Origin of the sequence: Xanthomonas sp. LF06-19 (assembly GCF_034105425.1) — a bacterium.
Lineage (GTDB): Bacteria > Pseudomonadota > Gammaproteobacteria > Xanthomonadales > Xanthomonadaceae > Xanthomonas_A > Xanthomonas_A sontii.
The window spans coordinates 14,657-30,817 of record NZ_JAXGGH010000015.1 but is presented as its reverse complement, the minus strand read 5'-3'; the positions used below and the strand labels follow the sequence as shown (position 1 = coordinate 30,817).

Sequence of the window (16,161 nt, the reverse complement as noted above, 5' to 3'; positions counted from 1 at the left end):
ATGCAATGAATGGCACCCAGCGCGCCGCCGTGCTGCTGCTGTCGCTCGGCGAGGCCGACGCGGCCGAGGTGCTCAAGCACATGGACCCCAAGGAGGTGCAGAAGATCGGCATCGCCATGGCGACGCTGAGCGGCATCTCGCGCGACCAGGTCGAGAAGGTCATGGAAGAGTTCAATGCCGAGCTGGGCAGCAAGACCTCGCTGGGCGTGGGCGCCGACGACTACATCCGCAACGTGCTGGTGCAGGCGCTGGGCGCCGACAAGGCCGGCAGCCTGATCGACCGCATCCTGCTGGGCCGCAACACCACCGGCCTGGACACCCTGAAGTGGATGGACCCGCGCTCCATCGCCGACCTGGTGCGCAACGAGCATCCGCAGATCATCGCCATCGTGATGGCGCACCTGGACAGCGACCAGGCCGCCGAGGCGCTGAAGCTGCTGCCCGAGCGCACCCGCGCCGACGTGCTGATGCGCATCGCCACCCTCGACGGCATCCCGCCGCACGCGCTCAACGAGCTCAACGAGATCATGGAGCGGCAGTTCTCCGGCAACCAGAACCTGAAGTCGTCCAACGTGGGCGGGGTCAAGGTCGCGGCCAACATCCTCAACTTCCTGGACAGCGGCTCGGACCAGGGCGTGCTGTCGGCGATCAGCAAGATCGACGCCGACCTGGGCAGCCGCATCCAGGACCTGATGTTCGTGTTCGACAACCTGGTGGAGCTGGACGACCGCGGCCTGCAGACCATGCTGCGCGAAGTCAGCGGCGACCGTCTCGGCCTGGCCCTGCGCGGCGCCGACATCAAGGTGCGCGACAAGATCACCAAGAACATGTCCCAGCGCGCCGCCGAGATCCTGCTGGAAGACATGGAAGCGCGCGGCCCGGTGCGCCTGTCCGACGTGGAAGCCGCGCAGAAGGAGATCCTGGCGATCGTGCGGCGCCTGGCCGACGAAGGCGTGATCAGCCTGGGCGGTAGCGGTGCGGAGGCCATGGTATGAACGGCAACGTGGTGCGCTGGCTGGCGCCGGAACTCGATGCCCCGTCCGCGCTGGCGGCGCTGCCCTACGAAGACGCGCTGCCGGACGAGCCGGTGCTGCGTCCGCCGAGCCTGGAGGAGATCCAGGCGATCGAGGCCGCGGCCCAGCACGAAGGCTTCGAACGCGGCCACGCCGAGGGCCTGGCCCAGGGCCAGGCCGAGATCCGCCGCCTGACCGCACAGATCGAAGGCATCCTGGACAACTTCTCGCGGCCGCTGGCGCGGCTGGAGAACGAGGTGGTCGGCGCGCTCGGCGAGCTGGCCGTGCGCATCGCCGGCAGCCTGGTCGGCCGCGCCTACCAGGCCGACCCGGTGCTGCTGTCGGAACTGGTCGCCGAGGCGCTGGACGCGGTCGGCGGCGCGCGCCGCGATGTCGAGGTGCGCCTGCACCCGGACGACATCGCCGCGCTGACCCCGCTGCTGACGCTGATGGATCAGGGCATCCGGCTGGTGCCGGACCTGAGCCTGAGCCGCGGCGACCTGCGCGTGCACGCCGAATCGGTGCGCATCGACGGCACCCTGGAGGCGCGCCTGCGCGCGGCCCTGGAAACGGTGATGCGCAAGTCCGGAGCGGGCCTGTGAGCGCGCTGTCCGGCACCCACCCCGCCGACTGGCTGGATGCGCGCAACCTGCGCCTGGCCGGCCGCCTCGGCAAGCTCGATCTGGACGTGGCCGCCGGCCGCGGCCTGATCCGCGAAGGCATCCTGCGCCGCGCGGTCGGCCTGACCCTGGAAGCGGTCGGTTGCGAGGCGCCGATGGGCGCCACCTGCAAGGTCGAGGTCGACGGCGGCTGGGTCGACGCGGAAGTGGTCGGCTTCTCCGGCGACCGCACCTCGCTGATGCCCAGCGCCGAAACCCACGGCCTGCTGCCCAACGCGCGGGTGGTGCCGCTGCACCGCCGCGGCGGCGTCGAAGTGGGCGAAGGCCTGCTCGGCCGGGTGATCGACTCGGACGGCGTGCCGCTGGACGGCAAGGGCCCGATCCGCGCCGAAGGCTCGGTGGGCATGGCCGGCGTGTCGATCAACCCGCTGGCGCGCGAACCGATCACCACCCCGCTGGACGTGGGTGTGCGCGCGATCAACGCACTGCTGCCGATCGGCCGCGGCCAGCGCGTGGGCCTGTTCGCCGGCTCCGGCGTCGGCAAGTCCACCCTGCTGGGCATGATGACCCGCTACACCGCCGCCGACGTGATCGTGGTCGGGCTGATCGGCGAACGCGGCCGCGAAGTGCGCGATTTCGTCGAGACCACCCTGGGCGAGGAAGGCCTGCGCCGCGCCGTGGTGGTCGCCGCCCCCGCCGACCGCCCGCCGCTGGCGCGCCTGCACGGCGCTTACCGCGCCACCGCCATCGCCGAGTGGTTCCGCGACCAGGGCCTGAACGTGCTGCTGCTGATGGACTCGCTGACCCGCTTCGCCCAGGCCCAGCGCGAGATCGGCCTGTCGGTGGGCGAGCCGCCGACCACCCGCGGCTATCCGCCGTCGGTGTTCGCCAAGCTGCCGGCGCTGGTCGAGCGCGCCGGCAACGGCGCCAAGGGCCGCGGCTCGATCACCGCCTTCTACACCGTGCTCACCGAAGGCGACGATCCGCAGGACCCGATCGCCGATGCCGCGCGCGCCATCCTCGACGGCCACATCCTGCTGTCGCGGCGCGTCGCCGACAGCGGCCTGTACCCGGCCATCGACGTCGAGTCCTCGGTCAGCCGCGTGGTCCAGGACATCGCCGACGAGCCGTGGCGGATGCGCATCCGCTCGCTGAAGCGGCTGGTGGCCGCGTACTCGGCCAACCGCGACCTGATCACCATCGGCGCCTACCAGCGCGGCAACGATCCGGCCGTGGACGAAGCGCTGGAGCGCTGGCCGGAGATCATGGAATTCCTCGGACAGGACGTCGCCAAAGCCGCAGATCTGCCCCACAGCCAGGCCGCCCTCAAGCGCCTGGTCGACCGCGAGAACTAAGCCATGATGCAATCGCAACGTCTCGATCCCCTGCTCCGCCGCGCCCAGCAGCACGAAGACGAGGTCGCGCGCGATCTCGCCGAGCGCCAGCGCGCCCTGGCCACCCACGAGTCGCGGCTGGAGGAACTGCGCCGCTACGCCGAGGAGTACGCCAACAGCCAGATGGCCGCGACCAGCCTGGCGCAACTGGCCAACCGCCGCGCCTTCCTGGACCGGCTGGAGAGCGCGGTGCAGCAGCAGTGCCAGACCGTGGACCGCAACCGCGAAAAGGTGGAGATGGAGCGCAGCCGGCTGCTGCTGGCCAGCCGCGACAAGCAGGTGCTGGAACAGCTCGCGGCCAGCTACCGCGCGCAGGAACGCAAGGTCGACGACCGCCGCAGCCAGCGCGAGATGGACGACCTGGGCGCGCGCCGCGCGCGCCTGGCGGCCACCGCCGACGAACACGATGACGGAGACGGACGATGAACAACGCGCTTTCCGCGCTGGGCGGCAGTGGCCGCGCCAGCCAGATCGGCGGCGGCAACGACACGCAGGGCACCGACCGCGCCGGCGGCAAGGACAAGGACTTCGCCAAGCTGCTCGGCGGCGGCGGCTCGGCGCGTACCACCGCGCCCAAGCCCGCCGCCCGCGAGACGCCCAAGCCGGCGCAGAACGCCGGCAAGGACCAGGCGGACAAGCGTCCGGCCGCCGCGGACGACACCGCCAGCGACCCCGCGCGCACCGCGCAGGCCGGCGACAAGGTCGCCCAGGACGCCGAGAAGAGCAGCACCGAGACCAAGGCCTCGGGCAGCGACAAGGGCAAGGCCAAGACCGAAGACAAGCACGAGGACGCCAAGCCCGACGACAGCGCCTGGCCGCCGGCCGGGCTGGCCGGCATCGGCCTGGGCCTGCTGCCGGCGATCGGCGCGGCGGTGCTGCCGGCGGCCACCGCGACCCCGCTGGGCGCAGCGGCCGGGCTGGCGGTCGGCGTCGCCGGCGCCGTGGCCAACGGCGTGGGCGCCCTGCTCGGCGGCGACGCCGCGGCCCAGACCGCGGCCGGCGCCACCGATCCGACTGCCGCCACCGCCGGCACTGCCGCGACGGCCGGCACCGCCCCCGCCTCCGCGGCCGGCGGCTTCGGCGCGATGCTGTTGGCGCAGGCCGGGTCCGCCGACAAGGCCGGCGGCGCCGACACCGCGGCGCCGTTGGCGGCGCTGGCCGCCATCGCCGCCGCGTCCGGCGGCAAGAGTGGCGAGAGCGGCGACGCCGCGCCCGCCACCGACCCCAGCGCGATCGTGCCGACCGCGGCGGCGGCCCCGCTGCACGCCACGGCGCGCCTGGCCGATCCGCAGCCGTTCACCGGCTCGCCCACGCCGACCCCGAACCTGCACGGCAACCAGTTCGACGAGGAACTGGGCGCGCGCATCAGCTGGCTGGCCGACCAGAAGATCGGCCACGCCCACATCAAGCTCAATCCGGCCGAGCTCGGCCCGGTCGAAGTGCGCCTGCACATGGCCGGCGACCAGGTCAACGCCAGCTTCAGCAGCAACCAGGCCGACGTGCGCCAGGCCCTCGAGAACAGCCTGCCGCGCCTGCGCGACATGCTCGGCCAGCACGGCTTCCAGCTCGGCCAGGCCGACGTCGGCCAGCAGCAGCCGCAGCAACAGCAGGCCAATGCGCAGGGCACGCCGCAGGGCGGCGGCCGCAGCGGCGGCGAGCTCGCCGACGACCTGTCCGGCAGCGTCGGGATTCCGGCAGTGGTGTTGCGCCAGCGCGGTCTGCTCGACGCCTACGCCTGACGATCCGGGGCGCGCCAGGCGCCCCTTCACGGCGATCGAGGGAGTGGAACGGGTCTCGGCCTCGACTTTCGTCGGAAGGATACGGCGGGGTTGAGGCCCCTCCGCTGGGCCCGATCCCCTCTCCCACAACGGTCTCGGCCCGCGCCGGCATGGCGCGCGGCGGCGCCGTCAAACACCCGGCGCGCCAGGCGCCCGGTTTCGGCACGGCGATTGCATCCTCAGGGGCAGACCCCCCTCAGGAGCCCGCTCAGTGTCAGCCGCCGACAAATCCAAGAAAGACGCCAAGGACGCCCCGGAAGGCGGCAAGTCGAAGAAGAAGCTGCTGATCATCGTCGTCGCGGCGGTGCTGGTGCTGGGCGGCGGCGGTGCCGGCGCGTTCTTCTTCCTGAAGAAGCCCGAGGGCGGCCACGCCAAGGCCGAGGAAAAGACCGCCGAGATCCCCAAGCCGGCGCAGTACTTCGCGATGGACCCGGCGTTCGTGGTCAATCTCAACGGCGGCGCGGAAGACGGCCCGCATTACCTGCAGCTGGAAGTGCAGTTGATGACCCGCGACCCGGAAGAACTGAAGCTGATCACCGAGAACGCCCCGGCGATCCGTGCGCACCTGCTGATGCTGTTCTCGCAGGTGCAGGCGCAGGACATCGCCAACATCGATGGGCGCAAGAAGCTGCAGGCCGCGGCGCTGGCCGACGCGCAGAAGCTGATGACCGCCGAGACCGGCAAGAAGTGCGTGGAAGAACTCCTGTTCACCAGCTTCGTGACCCAGTAAAGGCGCTGCCGCGATGACCGACCTGCTCTCCCAAGACGAGATCGATGCCCTGCTGCATGGCGTCGACGCGGGCGTGGTGGACACCGAGCCGGCGCCGGCCGAGCCGGGCGAGGCGCGCAGCTACGACTTCTCCAGCCAGGACCGGATCATCCGTGGGCGCATGCCGACCCTGGAGATGGTCAACGAGCGCTTCGCGCGCCTGTGGCGGATCGGCCTGTTCAACCTGATCCGGCGCTCGGCCGACCTGTCGGTGCGCGGCATCGACCTGATCAAGTTCAACGACTACATGCACTCGCTGTACGTGCCGAGCAACCTGAACCTGATCAAGTTCAAGCCGCTGCGCGGCACCGGCCTGATCGTGTTCGAGCCGACCCTGGTGTTCACCGTGGTCGACAACTTCTTCGGCGGCGACGGCCGCTATCCCACCCGCATCGAGGGCCGCGAGTTCACCCCGACCGAGATGCGGGTGATCCAGCTGATGCTCAAGCAGACCTTCGCCGACCTGGCCGAAGCCTGGGCGCCGGTGATGGAGGTGGAGTTCGAGTACCTCAATTCCGAGGTCAACCCGCACTTCGCCAACATCGTCACCCCGCGCGAGTACGTGGTGGTCAGCCGCTTCCACGTGGAGCTGGAAGGCGGCGGCGGCGAGATCCACGTGACCCTGCCGTATTCGATGCTGGAGCCGATCCGCGAACTGCTCGACGCCGGCATCCAGAGCGACCGCGTGGACCGCGACGAGAGCTGGAACATCATGCTGCGCGAGCAGCTGTTCGGCTCGGAGGTCACCATTTCCAGCGTGCTGGCGCAGAAGCAGATGAGCCTGCGCGAGCTGACCCGGCTGAAGATCGGCGACGTGCTGCCGATCGACCTGCCCAAGCAGGTGCCGCTGTGCGTGGAGAACATCCCGGTGTTCACCGGCGAGTTCGGCATCTCGCACGGCCAGAACGCGGTGAAGATCACCGCCACCCATCCCCCCGGCGCGCTGCGCCGCCGACCCGCTCCCCAGGAAGACCTGCCATGACCCAAACCGATCCCACCCAGCCGGCGCCGGCCCAGTTCGACAGCCTGCAGCCGGACGCCATGGCCGAGTCCAACGACCTAAACCTGGACGTGATCCTGGACGTGCCGGTGACGCTGTCGCTGGAAGTCGGCCGCAGCCGCATTCCGATCCGCAACCTGCTGCAGCTCAATCAGGGTTCGGTGGTGGAACTGGAGCGCGGCGCCGGCGAACCGCTGGACGTCTACGTCAACGGCACCCTGATCGCGCACGGCGAGGTGGTGACCATCAACGACCGCTTCGGCGTGCGCCTGACCGACGTGGTCAGCCCCAGCGAGCGCATCCGGAGACTGCGGTGAGCCTGCTGCTCGCCGTCGCCACGCAGACCGCCAAGCACGGCTCGGGCGTCGGCAACGCGGCGCCGTCGGCGCCCAGCCTGCTCGGCGCGGTGTTCGCGCTGCTGCTGGTGCTGGGCCTGATCCTGGCCATGGCCTGGGTGCTCAAGCGCCTGCCCGGCAGCGGCTTCCGCCCGGCGCAAGGCCTGCGCGTGGTCGCCAGCCTGGCGGTCGGCGCCAAGGAGCGGGTGGTGGTGGTCGAGGTCAACGGCGAACAGCTGCTGCTCGGCGTCTCGCCCGGCGGGGTACGCACCTTGCATCAGCTGCCCGAGCCGCTGCCGCAGGCGCCTGCGCCGACCCTGCCCTCGATCAAGCCGTTCAAGCAGCTTCCCGATTTCGCCCAGCTTCTGGCGCAGAAGCTGCGCAAGGACAAATGATCATGCCGTTTTTCTGGAACCGCAACGCCCGCCGGCTGCGCCTGCTGCTGATCCTGTTGACGCTGAGCCTGCTGCCCGCCTTTGCCTGGGCGCAGGCCGCGCAGGCGCCCGCCGCCACGCCGACCGCGCAGAATCCGCAGAACGCCGCGCCCACCCTGCCCTCGCTGCCGGAGGTCAACGTCGGCAAGATCGGCGCGCAGCCGGTGAGCCTGCCGCTGCAGACGCTGCTGCTGATGACGGCCATCACCCTGCTGCCGTCGCTGCTGCTGGTGCTGACCGCCTTCACCCGCATCACCATCGTGCTCGGCCTGCTGCGGCAGGCGCTGGGCACCGGGCAGACGCCGTCCAACCAGGTGCTGATGGGCCTGGCGCTGTTCCTGACCGCGTTGGTGATGATGCCGGTGTGGGAAAAGGCCTGGGGCCAGGGCATGAGCCCGTATCTCAACGGCCAGATCGATTTCCAGACGGCGTGGACGCTGACCACGCAGCCGCTGCGCGCGTTCATGCTGGCGCAGGTGCGCGAGACCGACCTGATGACCTTCGCCGGCATGGCCGGCAACGGCACCTACAGCGGCCCGGATGCGGTGCCGTTCCAGGTGCTGGTGGCCTCGTTCGTGACCAGCGAGCTGAAGACGGCGTTCGAGATCGGCTTTCTGATCTTCATCCCGTTCGTGATCATCGATCTGGTGGTGGCCAGCGTGCTGATGTCGATGGGCATGATGATGATGTCGCCGATGCTGATCTCGGCGCCGTTCAAGATTCTGCTGTTCGTGCTGGTCGATGGCTGGGTGCTGACGGTCGGCACGCTGGCCGCCAGTTTCAACGGGGTCTGAGGCCATGAGTCCGGAACTGGCGCTGACGGAGTTGCGTGGCGGGTTGATCACGGTGTTGTGGGTGGCGGGGCCGTTGTTGCTGGCGATGTTGGCGGTGGGTGTGGTGATCGGTGTGTTCCAGGCGGCGACGCAGCTCAATGAGCCGACCATTGCGTTCATCGCGAAGGTGGTGGCGTTGACGGCGATGTTGTTTGCGACGGGGAGCATGTTGCTGGCGCATCTGGTGGAGTACACGACGATGCTGTTTCAGCGTATTCCGCATTTGATTGGGTAGCGGGGATGGCTGCGCTTCGCCTCCTTGCTGCTGGGAGTCTTTTCTCGGTTGAAGAGCAACAGCTTTCGCCTGGCGGCGAGTCACTTTTCTTTGCTTGTGCAAAGAAAAGTAACCAAAAGAAAGCACACCCCGCCTTCGCGCCCGCTGCGCGGGTCCGCTCCGCTAGCGGGATTTTCGGACGGGGCATCGTGCCCCGGCCGAAAACGGCGCACATCCCTGTGCGCCGCCCCCCTGTGGGGGGTTTTGCCCGCCAGCTCCGCCGCTGCGGAGGGGACCCGGTGGAGCAAGAGCAAAACAACAGCAACGGCAACAGCAACCGCAAAAGCGGCAGCTGCGGCTATCGCAGCTTTGGCTTTGGCGTCGTTGCCAATCGTGCGGTGTCCTTGGTTGGTCAGGGGCCGGCCGGGGCGCCATTGATGGTGGGGCGTTGGCTTCGCGCTGGCGCCACCGGGCGTTCTTTTGTTGCGGTTAACGGGGTCTCGGGCTGATGGATGCCGCCACGCAAATGGTCGTCGATGGGTCGCGGGCGTTCGCGATGATCGGGGCGGTGCTGTGGACGATGCTGCGGATCGGGGCGATGTTGACGGTGATGCCGATGGTCGGGAGCAAGGCGGTGCCGGGGCGGGTGCGGGTGATCCTGGCCGGGACGCTGGCGATTGCGCTGGCGCCGATCCTGCCGCCGGTGCCGGATTGGGACGGGTTCAATGCCGCGGTGGTGCTCAGCGTGGCGCGGGAGCTGGCGGTGGGGGCCAGCATGGGCTTCATGCTGCGGATGATCTTCGAGGCCGGGGCGATGGCCGGGGAACTGGTCTCGCAGAGCACCGGCCTGGGCTTCGCGCAGATGGCCGATCCGCTGCGCGGGGTCAACTCGCCGGTGATCGGCCAGTGGTTCTACCTGGCCTTCGGCATGATGTTCTTCACCGCCAACGGGCATCTGGCGGTGATGTCGCTGCTGGTGGACAGCTACAAGGCGCTGCCGATCGGTACCGCGCTGCCCGATGCGCAGGCCATGGCCTCGGTGGCGCCGAACTTCTTCATGAGCATCATGCGCGGGGCGGTGACCCTGGCGCTGCCGGTCATGGTGGCGATGATGGCGGTGAACCTGGCCTTCGGCGCGCTGGCCAAGGCGGCCCCATCGCTGAACCCGATCCAGCTCGGCCTGCCGGTGGCGGTGGTGCTGGGCCTGGCGCTGCTGGCGGTGCTGGTCGGCGAGATGGGGGCGCCGGTGCAGCGGCTGTTCGATGCCGCCTTCAACGCCGCGCGCGCGCTGACCGCCTAGCCGGCGCTCAAGCTGCGCCGCGACGCGGCCGATACCGACGCCAGGCTACCGTTGGCGAGCCAGGATGGGCGGCGGCAGCGCCGACCGTCCCGGATCCCGTCGATCGCCGCGGTCCGTCCTTCCTTCCATCGCTCGCCGTACGCCATGCCCTATCGCCCGCCAGCGCCCGCTCGTGCCTGCCATCGCCGTGTCCCACGGCGGTGCAGCGGCGGCTGAGCGCGCATGCGCACGGTCATGGGTCGATGCCTGTGGGGGCCGCTGTGGCTGCTGCTGTCGGCACTGACATGCACCGGGGCGACACAGGCCCAGGTGATCCCGTTGCGGCACTATGCGCAGGACCAGGGTCTGCTCGGCCTGGCCGGCACCTGTCTGCTGCAGCGTCGCGACGGCAGCCTGCTGGTCTGCAGCGAAAGCGGCCTGTATGCCTTCGACGGCGACCAGTTCCAGCAAGTGAAGCTGCAGGGCCACGGCGGCCATTACATCTCCGATGCCGCCGAGGACGCCCAGCGGCGGCTGTGGGTAGCCACCTTCGATGCGATCTACGTGGACGACGGCGCGCCGGCACGGTGGCTCCCGCTGGACCACAACAGCCTGCCGTCGCATCGCCAGCTGAACCGCCCGCGCCTGGCCGCACCGGCCTGGGGCACGGTGGTGCTGGACGACCACCGCCTGCTGCGCGCGGTGCGCAAGGCCGATGCGAAGGGATGGGAACTGCAGCCCCTGTTCGATGCGGCGACGCTGGCGCGGCAACCGGAGCTGGCCGACATCCACGACCTGTTCGTCGTCGACGACACACTGTGGCTGGGCTGCGCCAAGGCCTTGTGCCGGATCGATGCCGACGGTCGCGCCACCCGCTACGACCAGGCCCAGGGCCTGCCCGCCGAATTCTGGCGCAATGCGGTGCGCGACCGCGACGGGAACCTGTGGGTCGTCGGCAGCCGCAAGGTGATGCGGCTGCAGGCCGGCGCGACGCGCTTCCAGGAGCAGACACCCCCCGGGCTGGACGGACCGGCCCTGGTGACCTGGCGCACGCCGATCCTGCTGGACCCGCAGCACCGGGTGCTGGTGCGGACCAACCAGGGCCTGGCGCGCTGGGAACAGGGGCGCTGGCGCAGTTTCGACCGTCGCAACGGCCTGCCCGAGGGCAGCATCGTCGCCATGCACTTCGACCAGGCCGGCGACCTGTGGCTGAGCATGGATGGCGAAGGCGTGCTGCGCTGGAACGGCTACGGCTGGATCGAGAACTGGGATGTGTCGCAGGGCATCAGTCGGGCGCCGACCTGGAGCATCCAGCGCACCCAGCGCGGCGACCTGCTGGTCGGTAACGAGGGCGGCGTCGACCGCCTGCGCGAGGATGGCCGTTTCCAGCGCTGGCCCAGCGACAACGGCACGCAGATGATCGGCCTGCAACGCGCCGCGGACGGCACGCTGTGGAGCATCGGCTCGGTCGGCGCGCTGCGCCGATACGACGCGCAGGGCCGGCTGCTGCGCGCCTACCCGCCGCTGGACGGCATCGCCAAACAGCTGTTCGTGGATGCGAGCGGCCGGGTGTGGATCCTAAGCAACCGCGGGGTGTATCTGCTGGCGGCGGCCGACGCCGACGCGGTGCCGCAGAAGGTGCAGGCGCTGCCCGGTGGCGAGTATTCGGACATCCAGCAGCGTGGCGACGGCAGCGTGCTGGCGGTGGGCATGACCGGCGTGTTCCGACTGCGTGGCGAGACCTGGACGCCGATCCGGCTGATCGTGGATGGTGCGCCGGCGCAACCCGTGCTCAGCAAGCTGCTGGTCCTGGACGATGGCCAGGCATGGGCCAGCCTGTATGGACCCGGGGCCTGGCAAGGGCGGCTCGACGGCGACACCCTGTACCTGCAGCCGGCCGATGCGCAGTTGAGCGGCCTGCAGCTGTACAGCCTGCGCCGCACCCGCAACGGGTGGATCTGGATCAGCCACAACCAGGGCGTGGACGTCTACGACGGCCGCGCCTGGTCGCGGCTGACGCAGGCGCAGGGGCTGCTCTGGAACGACATGTCCGAATCGGCCTTCCTTGAAGACCACGACGGCTCGGTATGGCTGGGCAGCAGCCGTGGCGTCACCCATCTGCTGGATCCGGCGCGGCTGTTCCCGGCGCAGTCGCCAAGGCTGGCGCTCAAGGAGTTCAGCCGTGCCGGCGCCGCCATCGCCGCGGGCGCGCGCCTGCGCTGGAGCGAGGATCCGCTGCATATCGCGGTCGGCTCGCCGGACCTGTACGACGAGCGCAACCGCATCAGCTTCCGCTATCGCTTCGAGGGCGCACACACCCGCTGGCTGCACACGCCCAACTTCGAGTTCGAGCAACCGCCGCTGGCGCCGGGCCACTACGTGCTGGAGGTGCAGTTGCTGGACGCCTACCGGCGCAGCGCCTCGGCGCCGCTGCGGGTGGCGTTCTCGGTGGCTCCGGTGTGGTGGCGCAGCCAGCCGATGATCGCGCTGTACCTGGTGCTCGGCGGCGGCCTGGCGGTGGCCCTGCTGCACTGGCGCGAACGCCGCCTGCACCAGCGCCAGCGCGAACTGGCCGAACTGGTGGCGCTGCGCACCGAGGAGCTGGAACACGACAAGCGCGAACTGGAGATCGCCCGCGCCGCACTGGCGGTGAAGGCCTCGCACGACGCCCTCACCGGCCTGCTCAACCGCGCCGGCATCCTCGAGGCGCTGGCGGCGCAGATGCGCCGCAGCGACGCCGAGCAGACCCCGCTGGCAGTGGCGATGATCGACCTCGACCACTTCAAGCGGATCAACGACGAACACGGCCACCTGGTCGGCGACGCGGTGCTGATCGAGGTGGCGCGGCGCCTGGGCGCCAACCTGCGCGACGCCGACCTGGTCGGCCGCTACGGCGGCGAGGAACTGCTGGCCGTGCTGCCCGGCTTGCCGCCGAGCTGCGGCGAGCGGCTGCAGGCCCTGCGCGCCACCATCGCCGGGCAGCCGCTGCGCATCGGCGAGCGGCAGTTGGCGATCACCGCCTCGATCGGCGTGGCCTGGTATCGACCGGGCGAACCGCTGCAGCACCTGCTGGCGCGCGCCGACGCGGCGCTGTACCAGGCCAAGCGGCTGGGCCGCGACCGGGTCGAGCTGCAACTCGCCTAGCCACCGCCGCGGCCGAGAGGCGCGGCGGCAGCGCCCGGAATCCGGGCCAGGGACCGGCACGGTCCTTGCAGTGCGCAGGGTCGATCCTGGCCGAGCGCACCCCCGATGTCCGAGAGCGAAGAAGGCGCAGAGCGCACAGAACAGCCAACAGACAAACGTCTGCGCGAAGCCCGCGAACAGGGCAACATCCCGCATTCGCGCGAACTGGCGACGGCCGCGGTGTTCAGCGCCGGCGTCTTCGCCCTGATGGGCCTGTCCACCTCCATGGCCGCCGGTGCGGTGGCCTGGCTGAAACAGGCGCTGCGCCCGGACCTGTCGCTGCGCGAGCATCCGCAGGCGATGTTCGGCCATTTCGGCGACCTGCTGCTGAACCTGCTCTGGGTGGTGCTGCCGCTGGTCGGCATCTGCCTGGCGGCCAGCTTCGCCGCGCCGGTGCTGATGGGCACCCTGCGCTTCTCCGGCCAGGCGCTGATCCCCAAGTTCGACCGGCTCAACCCGATGAATGGGCTCAGCCGCATGTACGGCGCCGAGACCATCGTCGAACTGCTCAAGTCGATCCTGCGCATGGGCTTCGTCGGCGGCGCCGCGATGCTGTGCCTGTGGGGCAGCACCGACTTCCTGCGCGGCCTGCTGCTGCAGCCGCTGGAGCAGGCCATCGGCCACGGCCTGGGCTTCACGCTGAAGCTGCTGCTGTACACCGCCGGCGCGCTGGCGCTGCTGGCGGCGATCGACGCGCCCTATCAGAAGTGGAATTACATCCGCAAACTGAAGATGACCCGCGAGGAAGTGCGCCGGGAAATGAAGGAAAGCGACGGCAGCCCCGAGGTCAAGGGCCGCATCCGCCAGATGCAGATGCAGATGTCGCAGCGGCGGATGATGGAAGCCGTGCCCAAGGCCGACGTGGTGGTGGTCAACCCGACCCACTATGCGGTGGCGCTGAAGTACGAGAGCGGGCGCATGCGCGCCCCCACCGTGGTCGCCAAGGGCGTGGACGAGATCGCCTTCCGCATCCGTGAGGTCGGCGAGCAGCACCGCGTGGCGGTGATCTCGGCGCCGCCTTTGGCACGCGCCTTGTATAGGGAAGGCCAACTCGGCAAGGAAATTCCCGTGAGACTGTATTCCGCGGTGGCGCAGGTCCTCTCGTACGTCTACACGCTGCGCGCCTGGCGCAGCGGGCCGATGCCGCCGTTGCCGCCGCTGGAAGTGGATGAATTCGCCCCGGGGAGCCAGCCATGAGTCAGCCTGCCGCGCAGATGAACACGCGCAAAGTCATGGACATGATCAAGCACGGGCTCGGCGCCCCGGTGATCGTGTTGCTGATGCTGGCGATGGTGGTGGTGCCGCTGGCCGCACCGGTGCTGGACGCCCTGTTCACCTTCAACATCGCCATCTCGCTGATGGTCCTGCTGGCGGTGGTGTACGTGAAGCGGCCGCTGGAGTTCAGCATCTTCCCGATCGTGCTGCTGATGACCACGATGCTGCGCCTGGCGCTGAACGTGGCCTCCACCCGCGTGATCCTGATCAACGGCCAGGGCGGCCACGGCGCCGCCGGCAAGGTGATCGAGGCCTTCGGCGAATTCGTGATCGGCGGCAACTATGCGGTCGGGATCGTGGTGTTCGCGATCCTGACCATCATCAACTTCGTGGTCATCACCAAGGGCGCCGGGCGCGTGTCGGAAGTGACCGCGCGCTTCATCCTCGACGCCATGCCCGGCAAGCAGATGGCGATCGACGCCGACCTCAACGCCGGTCTGCTGACCCGCGAGGAAGCCAAGGCCCGCCGCGAGGAAGTGCGCGAGGAAGCGGACTTCTACGGCTCGATGGACGGCGCCAGCAAGTTCATCCGCGGCGACGCCATCGCCGGCATCCTGATCCTGTTCATCAACCTGATCGGCGGCATGGCGGTCGGCGTGCTGCAGCACGGCATGCCGGTGGCGCAGGCCGCCTCCACCTACACCCTGCTGTCGATCGGCGACGGCCTAGTCGCGCAGCTGCCGGCGCTGCTGGTGTCCTCGGCGGTGGCGATGCTGGTCACCCGCGCCTCGCGCTCGCAGGACATGGGCGCCTCGATGATGGGCCAGGTGTTCGGCCAGCATAAGGCGCTGGCGGTGGCGGCGGCGATCCTGGGCCTGGTCGGCCTGATCCCGGGCATGCCCAACGTCGCTTTCTTGACGCTGGCGCTGATCCTGGGCCTGCTGGCCTGGAAGATGTGGAAGCGCAGCCTGCTGCCGCCGCCGGCTGCGGCCGAGGCGGCGCCGCAGGCCGCGGCCGCCGCTCAGGCCAATGCCGAACTGGGCTGGGACGAACTGCGTCCGATCGACCCGCTGGGCCTGGAGGTCGGCTACCGGTTGATCCCGCTGGTGGACAAGACCCAGGGCGGCGAGTTGATGGCGCGGATCAAGGGCGTGCGCCGCAAGCTGACCCAGGACATCGGTTTCCTGGTGCCGCCGGTGCACATCCGCGACAACCTGGAACTGCCGGCCAACGCCTACCGCCTGCTGGTGCACGGCGTGCCGGTGGCCACCGCCGACATCCACCCGGACCGCGAACTGGCGCTGGACCCGGGCGGCGCGCTCGGCAAGATCGACGGCATCCCCGGCAAGGACCCCGCGTTCGGCCTGGATGCGATCTGGATCCAGCCGCACCTGCGCGCCCAGGCCGAGACCATGGGCTACACCGTGGTCGACCCGGCCACGGTGATCGCCACCCACCTCTCGCACCTGATCCGCGAGCACGCCCCGGAACTGCTCGGCCACGAGGAAGTGCAGCAGTTGCTGGCGACCCTGGCCAAGAGCGCGCCCAAGCTGGTTGAGGACCTCACCCCCAAGGCGCTGCCGCTGTCGGTGGTGGTGCGGGTGCTGCAGAACCTGCTCATCGAGAAGATCCCGGTGCGGCAGCTGCGCAAGATCGTCGAGGCCCTGGTCGAGCACGCCCCGCAGAGTCAGGAACCCGGCGCGCTCACCGCCGCGGTGCGCAACGCCCTGGGCCGGTTCATCGTCCAGGAGATCGCCGGCATGGCCCCGGAACTGCCGGTGTTCACCCTGGCCCCGCAATTGGAACGCGTCTTGCAGGACTCTACCCAGGGCAACGGCGCGGCGCTGGAACCCGGACTGGCCGAACGCTTGCACCAAAGTCTGGCGGACTGCGTGAGCAAGCAGGAGGCGCGCAACGAACCGGCGGTGGTGCTGGTGCCGGCGCAGGTCCGCGCCGCCCTCGCCCGCCTGGTCCGCCACAGCGTCCCCGCGCTGTCGGTCCTGTCCTACAGCGAAGTGCCGGAGGACAAGCGGCTGAAGCTGGTGGGCACGATCAGTTGAGATGACGGGAAACGGGAACAGGGAATGGGGAATC

General features: G+C 70.0%; 16 protein-coding genes. All 16 read left to right on the top strand.

The annotated features are described in order from the left end of the window. Positions 1-5 precede the first annotated feature (5 nt). Positions 6-995, top strand: coding sequence for a flagellar motor switch protein FliG (gene fliG, locus SLW55_RS20200; protein ID WP_017912588.1), 990 nt, complete (start codon positions 6-8; stop codon positions 993-995). After that, positions 992-1,615 (top strand): FliH/SctL family protein, encoded by a 624-nt coding sequence (locus tag SLW55_RS20195; RefSeq protein ID WP_017908680.1) that lies wholly within the window; start codon positions 992-994, stop codon positions 1,613-1,615. The genes fliG and SLW55_RS20195 overlap by 4 nt, the downstream gene beginning before the upstream one ends. Further along, positions 1,612-2,988 carry a flagellar protein export ATPase FliI gene (fliI, locus tag SLW55_RS20190; RefSeq protein ID WP_017908679.1) on the top strand — a complete coding sequence of 459 codons (1,377 nt, stop codon included), beginning with the start codon at positions 1,612-1,614 and terminating at the stop codon, positions 2,986-2,988. The genes SLW55_RS20195 and fliI overlap by 4 nt, the downstream gene beginning before the upstream one ends. 3 nt (positions 2,989-2,991) lie before the next feature. Further along, on the top strand, positions 2,992-3,453 hold the full coding sequence (fliJ, locus tag SLW55_RS20185) for a flagellar export protein FliJ (RefSeq protein WP_010341649.1): 462 nt from the start codon (positions 2,992-2,994) through the stop codon (positions 3,451-3,453). Continuing rightward, positions 3,450-4,766, top strand: a complete 1,317-nt coding sequence (locus tag SLW55_RS20180; RefSeq protein ID WP_320745622.1) for a flagellar hook-length control protein FliK — start codon at positions 3,450-3,452, stop codon at positions 4,764-4,766. Before fliJ ends, SLW55_RS20180 begins: the two co-directional genes overlap by 4 nt. A 250-nt stretch (positions 4,767-5,016) precedes the next feature. Further along, positions 5,017-5,535: a flagellar basal body-associated FliL family protein gene (locus SLW55_RS20175; RefSeq protein WP_017909004.1), complete on the top strand. Its 519-nt coding sequence runs from the start codon at positions 5,017-5,019 to the stop codon at positions 5,533-5,535. A gap of 13 nt (positions 5,536-5,548) precedes the next feature. After that, a complete protein-coding gene (gene fliM / locus SLW55_RS20170; RefSeq protein WP_017909005.1) occupies positions 5,549-6,556 on the top strand; it encodes a flagellar motor switch protein FliM in 1,008 nt (335 codons plus the stop codon). A 59-nt stretch (positions 6,557-6,615) separates the two neighbouring features. After that, complete coding sequence (gene fliN, locus SLW55_RS20165) at positions 6,616-6,891, top strand: flagellar motor switch protein FliN (RefSeq protein WP_223875781.1); 276 nt, start codon at positions 6,616-6,618, stop codon at positions 6,889-6,891. Next, the gene (gene fliO / locus SLW55_RS20160; protein ID WP_017911181.1) at positions 6,888-7,304 is read left to right on the top strand and encodes a flagellar biosynthetic protein FliO; all 417 of its coding nucleotides are present in this window, start codon (positions 6,888-6,890) and stop codon (positions 7,302-7,304) included. The genes fliN and fliO overlap by 4 nt, the downstream gene beginning before the upstream one ends. Positions 7,305-7,306: 2 nt before the next feature. After that, complete coding sequence (gene fliP, locus SLW55_RS20155) at positions 7,307-8,137, top strand: flagellar type III secretion system pore protein FliP (RefSeq protein WP_026144375.1); 831 nt, start codon at positions 7,307-7,309, stop codon at positions 8,135-8,137. A 4-nt stretch (positions 8,138-8,141) separates the two neighbouring features. Then, entirely contained in the window at positions 8,142-8,411 is a 270-nt protein-coding gene (locus SLW55_RS20150) for a flagellar biosynthetic protein FliQ (protein WP_010343869.1), read from the top strand. Between the two features lie 278 nt (positions 8,412-8,689). After that, on the top strand, positions 8,690-8,899 hold the full coding sequence (locus tag SLW55_RS20145) for a hypothetical protein (RefSeq protein WP_267117272.1): 210 nt from the start codon (positions 8,690-8,692) through the stop codon (positions 8,897-8,899). Next, a complete protein-coding gene (gene fliR / locus SLW55_RS20140; protein ID WP_320741191.1) occupies positions 8,899-9,690 on the top strand; it encodes a flagellar biosynthetic protein FliR in 792 nt (263 codons plus the stop codon). The genes SLW55_RS20145 and fliR overlap by 1 nt, the downstream gene beginning before the upstream one ends. A 234-nt stretch (positions 9,691-9,924) precedes the next feature. Then, complete coding sequence (locus SLW55_RS20135) at positions 9,925-12,813, top strand: diguanylate cyclase (protein WP_320745621.1); 2,889 nt, start codon at positions 9,925-9,927, stop codon at positions 12,811-12,813. Positions 12,814-12,918: 105 nt separating this feature from the next. Then, the gene (gene flhB, locus SLW55_RS20130) at positions 12,919-14,049 is read left to right on the top strand and encodes a flagellar biosynthesis protein FlhB (protein WP_267094063.1); all 1,131 of its coding nucleotides are present in this window, start codon (positions 12,919-12,921) and stop codon (positions 14,047-14,049) included. Between the two features lie 17 nt (positions 14,050-14,066). After that, positions 14,067-16,127 (top strand): flagellar biosynthesis protein FlhA, encoded by a 2,061-nt coding sequence (gene flhA, locus SLW55_RS20125; RefSeq protein WP_026143395.1) that lies wholly within the window; start codon positions 14,067-14,069, stop codon positions 16,125-16,127. Positions 16,128-16,161 lie beyond the last annotated feature (34 nt).

What these genes read in the sequence shown, in the direction of transcription:
- fliM (WP_017909005.1), top strand. Translation starts at nt 5,549, where the DNA reads ATGACCGACCTGCTCTCCCAAGACGAGATCGATGCCCTGCTGCATGGC.
- fliG (WP_017912588.1), top strand. Translation starts at nt 6, where the DNA reads ATGAATGGCACCCAGCGCGCCGCCGTGCTGCTGCTGTCGCTCGGCGAG.
- SLW55_RS20135 (WP_320745621.1), top strand. Translation starts at nt 9,925, where the DNA reads ATGGGTCGATGCCTGTGGGGGCCGCTGTGGCTGCTGCTGTCGGCACTG.
- flhA (WP_026143395.1), top strand. Translation starts at nt 14,067, where the DNA reads ATGAACACGCGCAAAGTCATGGACATGATCAAGCACGGGCTCGGCGCC.
- SLW55_RS20180 (WP_320745622.1), top strand. Translation starts at nt 3,450, where the DNA reads ATGAACAACGCGCTTTCCGCGCTGGGCGGCAGTGGCCGCGCCAGCCAG.
- fliJ (WP_010341649.1), top strand. Translation starts at nt 2,992, where the DNA reads ATGATGCAATCGCAACGTCTCGATCCCCTGCTCCGCCGCGCCCAGCAG.
- SLW55_RS20195 (WP_017908680.1), top strand. Translation starts at nt 992, where the DNA reads ATGAACGGCAACGTGGTGCGCTGGCTGGCGCCGGAACTCGATGCCCCG.
- SLW55_RS20150 (WP_010343869.1), top strand. Translation starts at nt 8,142, where the DNA reads ATGAGTCCGGAACTGGCGCTGACGGAGTTGCGTGGCGGGTTGATCACG.
- fliP (WP_026144375.1), top strand. Translation starts at nt 7,307, where the DNA reads ATGCCGTTTTTCTGGAACCGCAACGCCCGCCGGCTGCGCCTGCTGCTG.
- fliR (WP_320741191.1), top strand. Translation starts at nt 8,899, where the DNA reads ATGGATGCCGCCACGCAAATGGTCGTCGATGGGTCGCGGGCGTTCGCG.
- flhB (WP_267094063.1), top strand. Translation starts at nt 12,919, where the DNA reads ATGTCCGAGAGCGAAGAAGGCGCAGAGCGCACAGAACAGCCAACAGAC.
- fliN (WP_223875781.1), top strand. Translation starts at nt 6,616, where the DNA reads ATGGCCGAGTCCAACGACCTAAACCTGGACGTGATCCTGGACGTGCCG.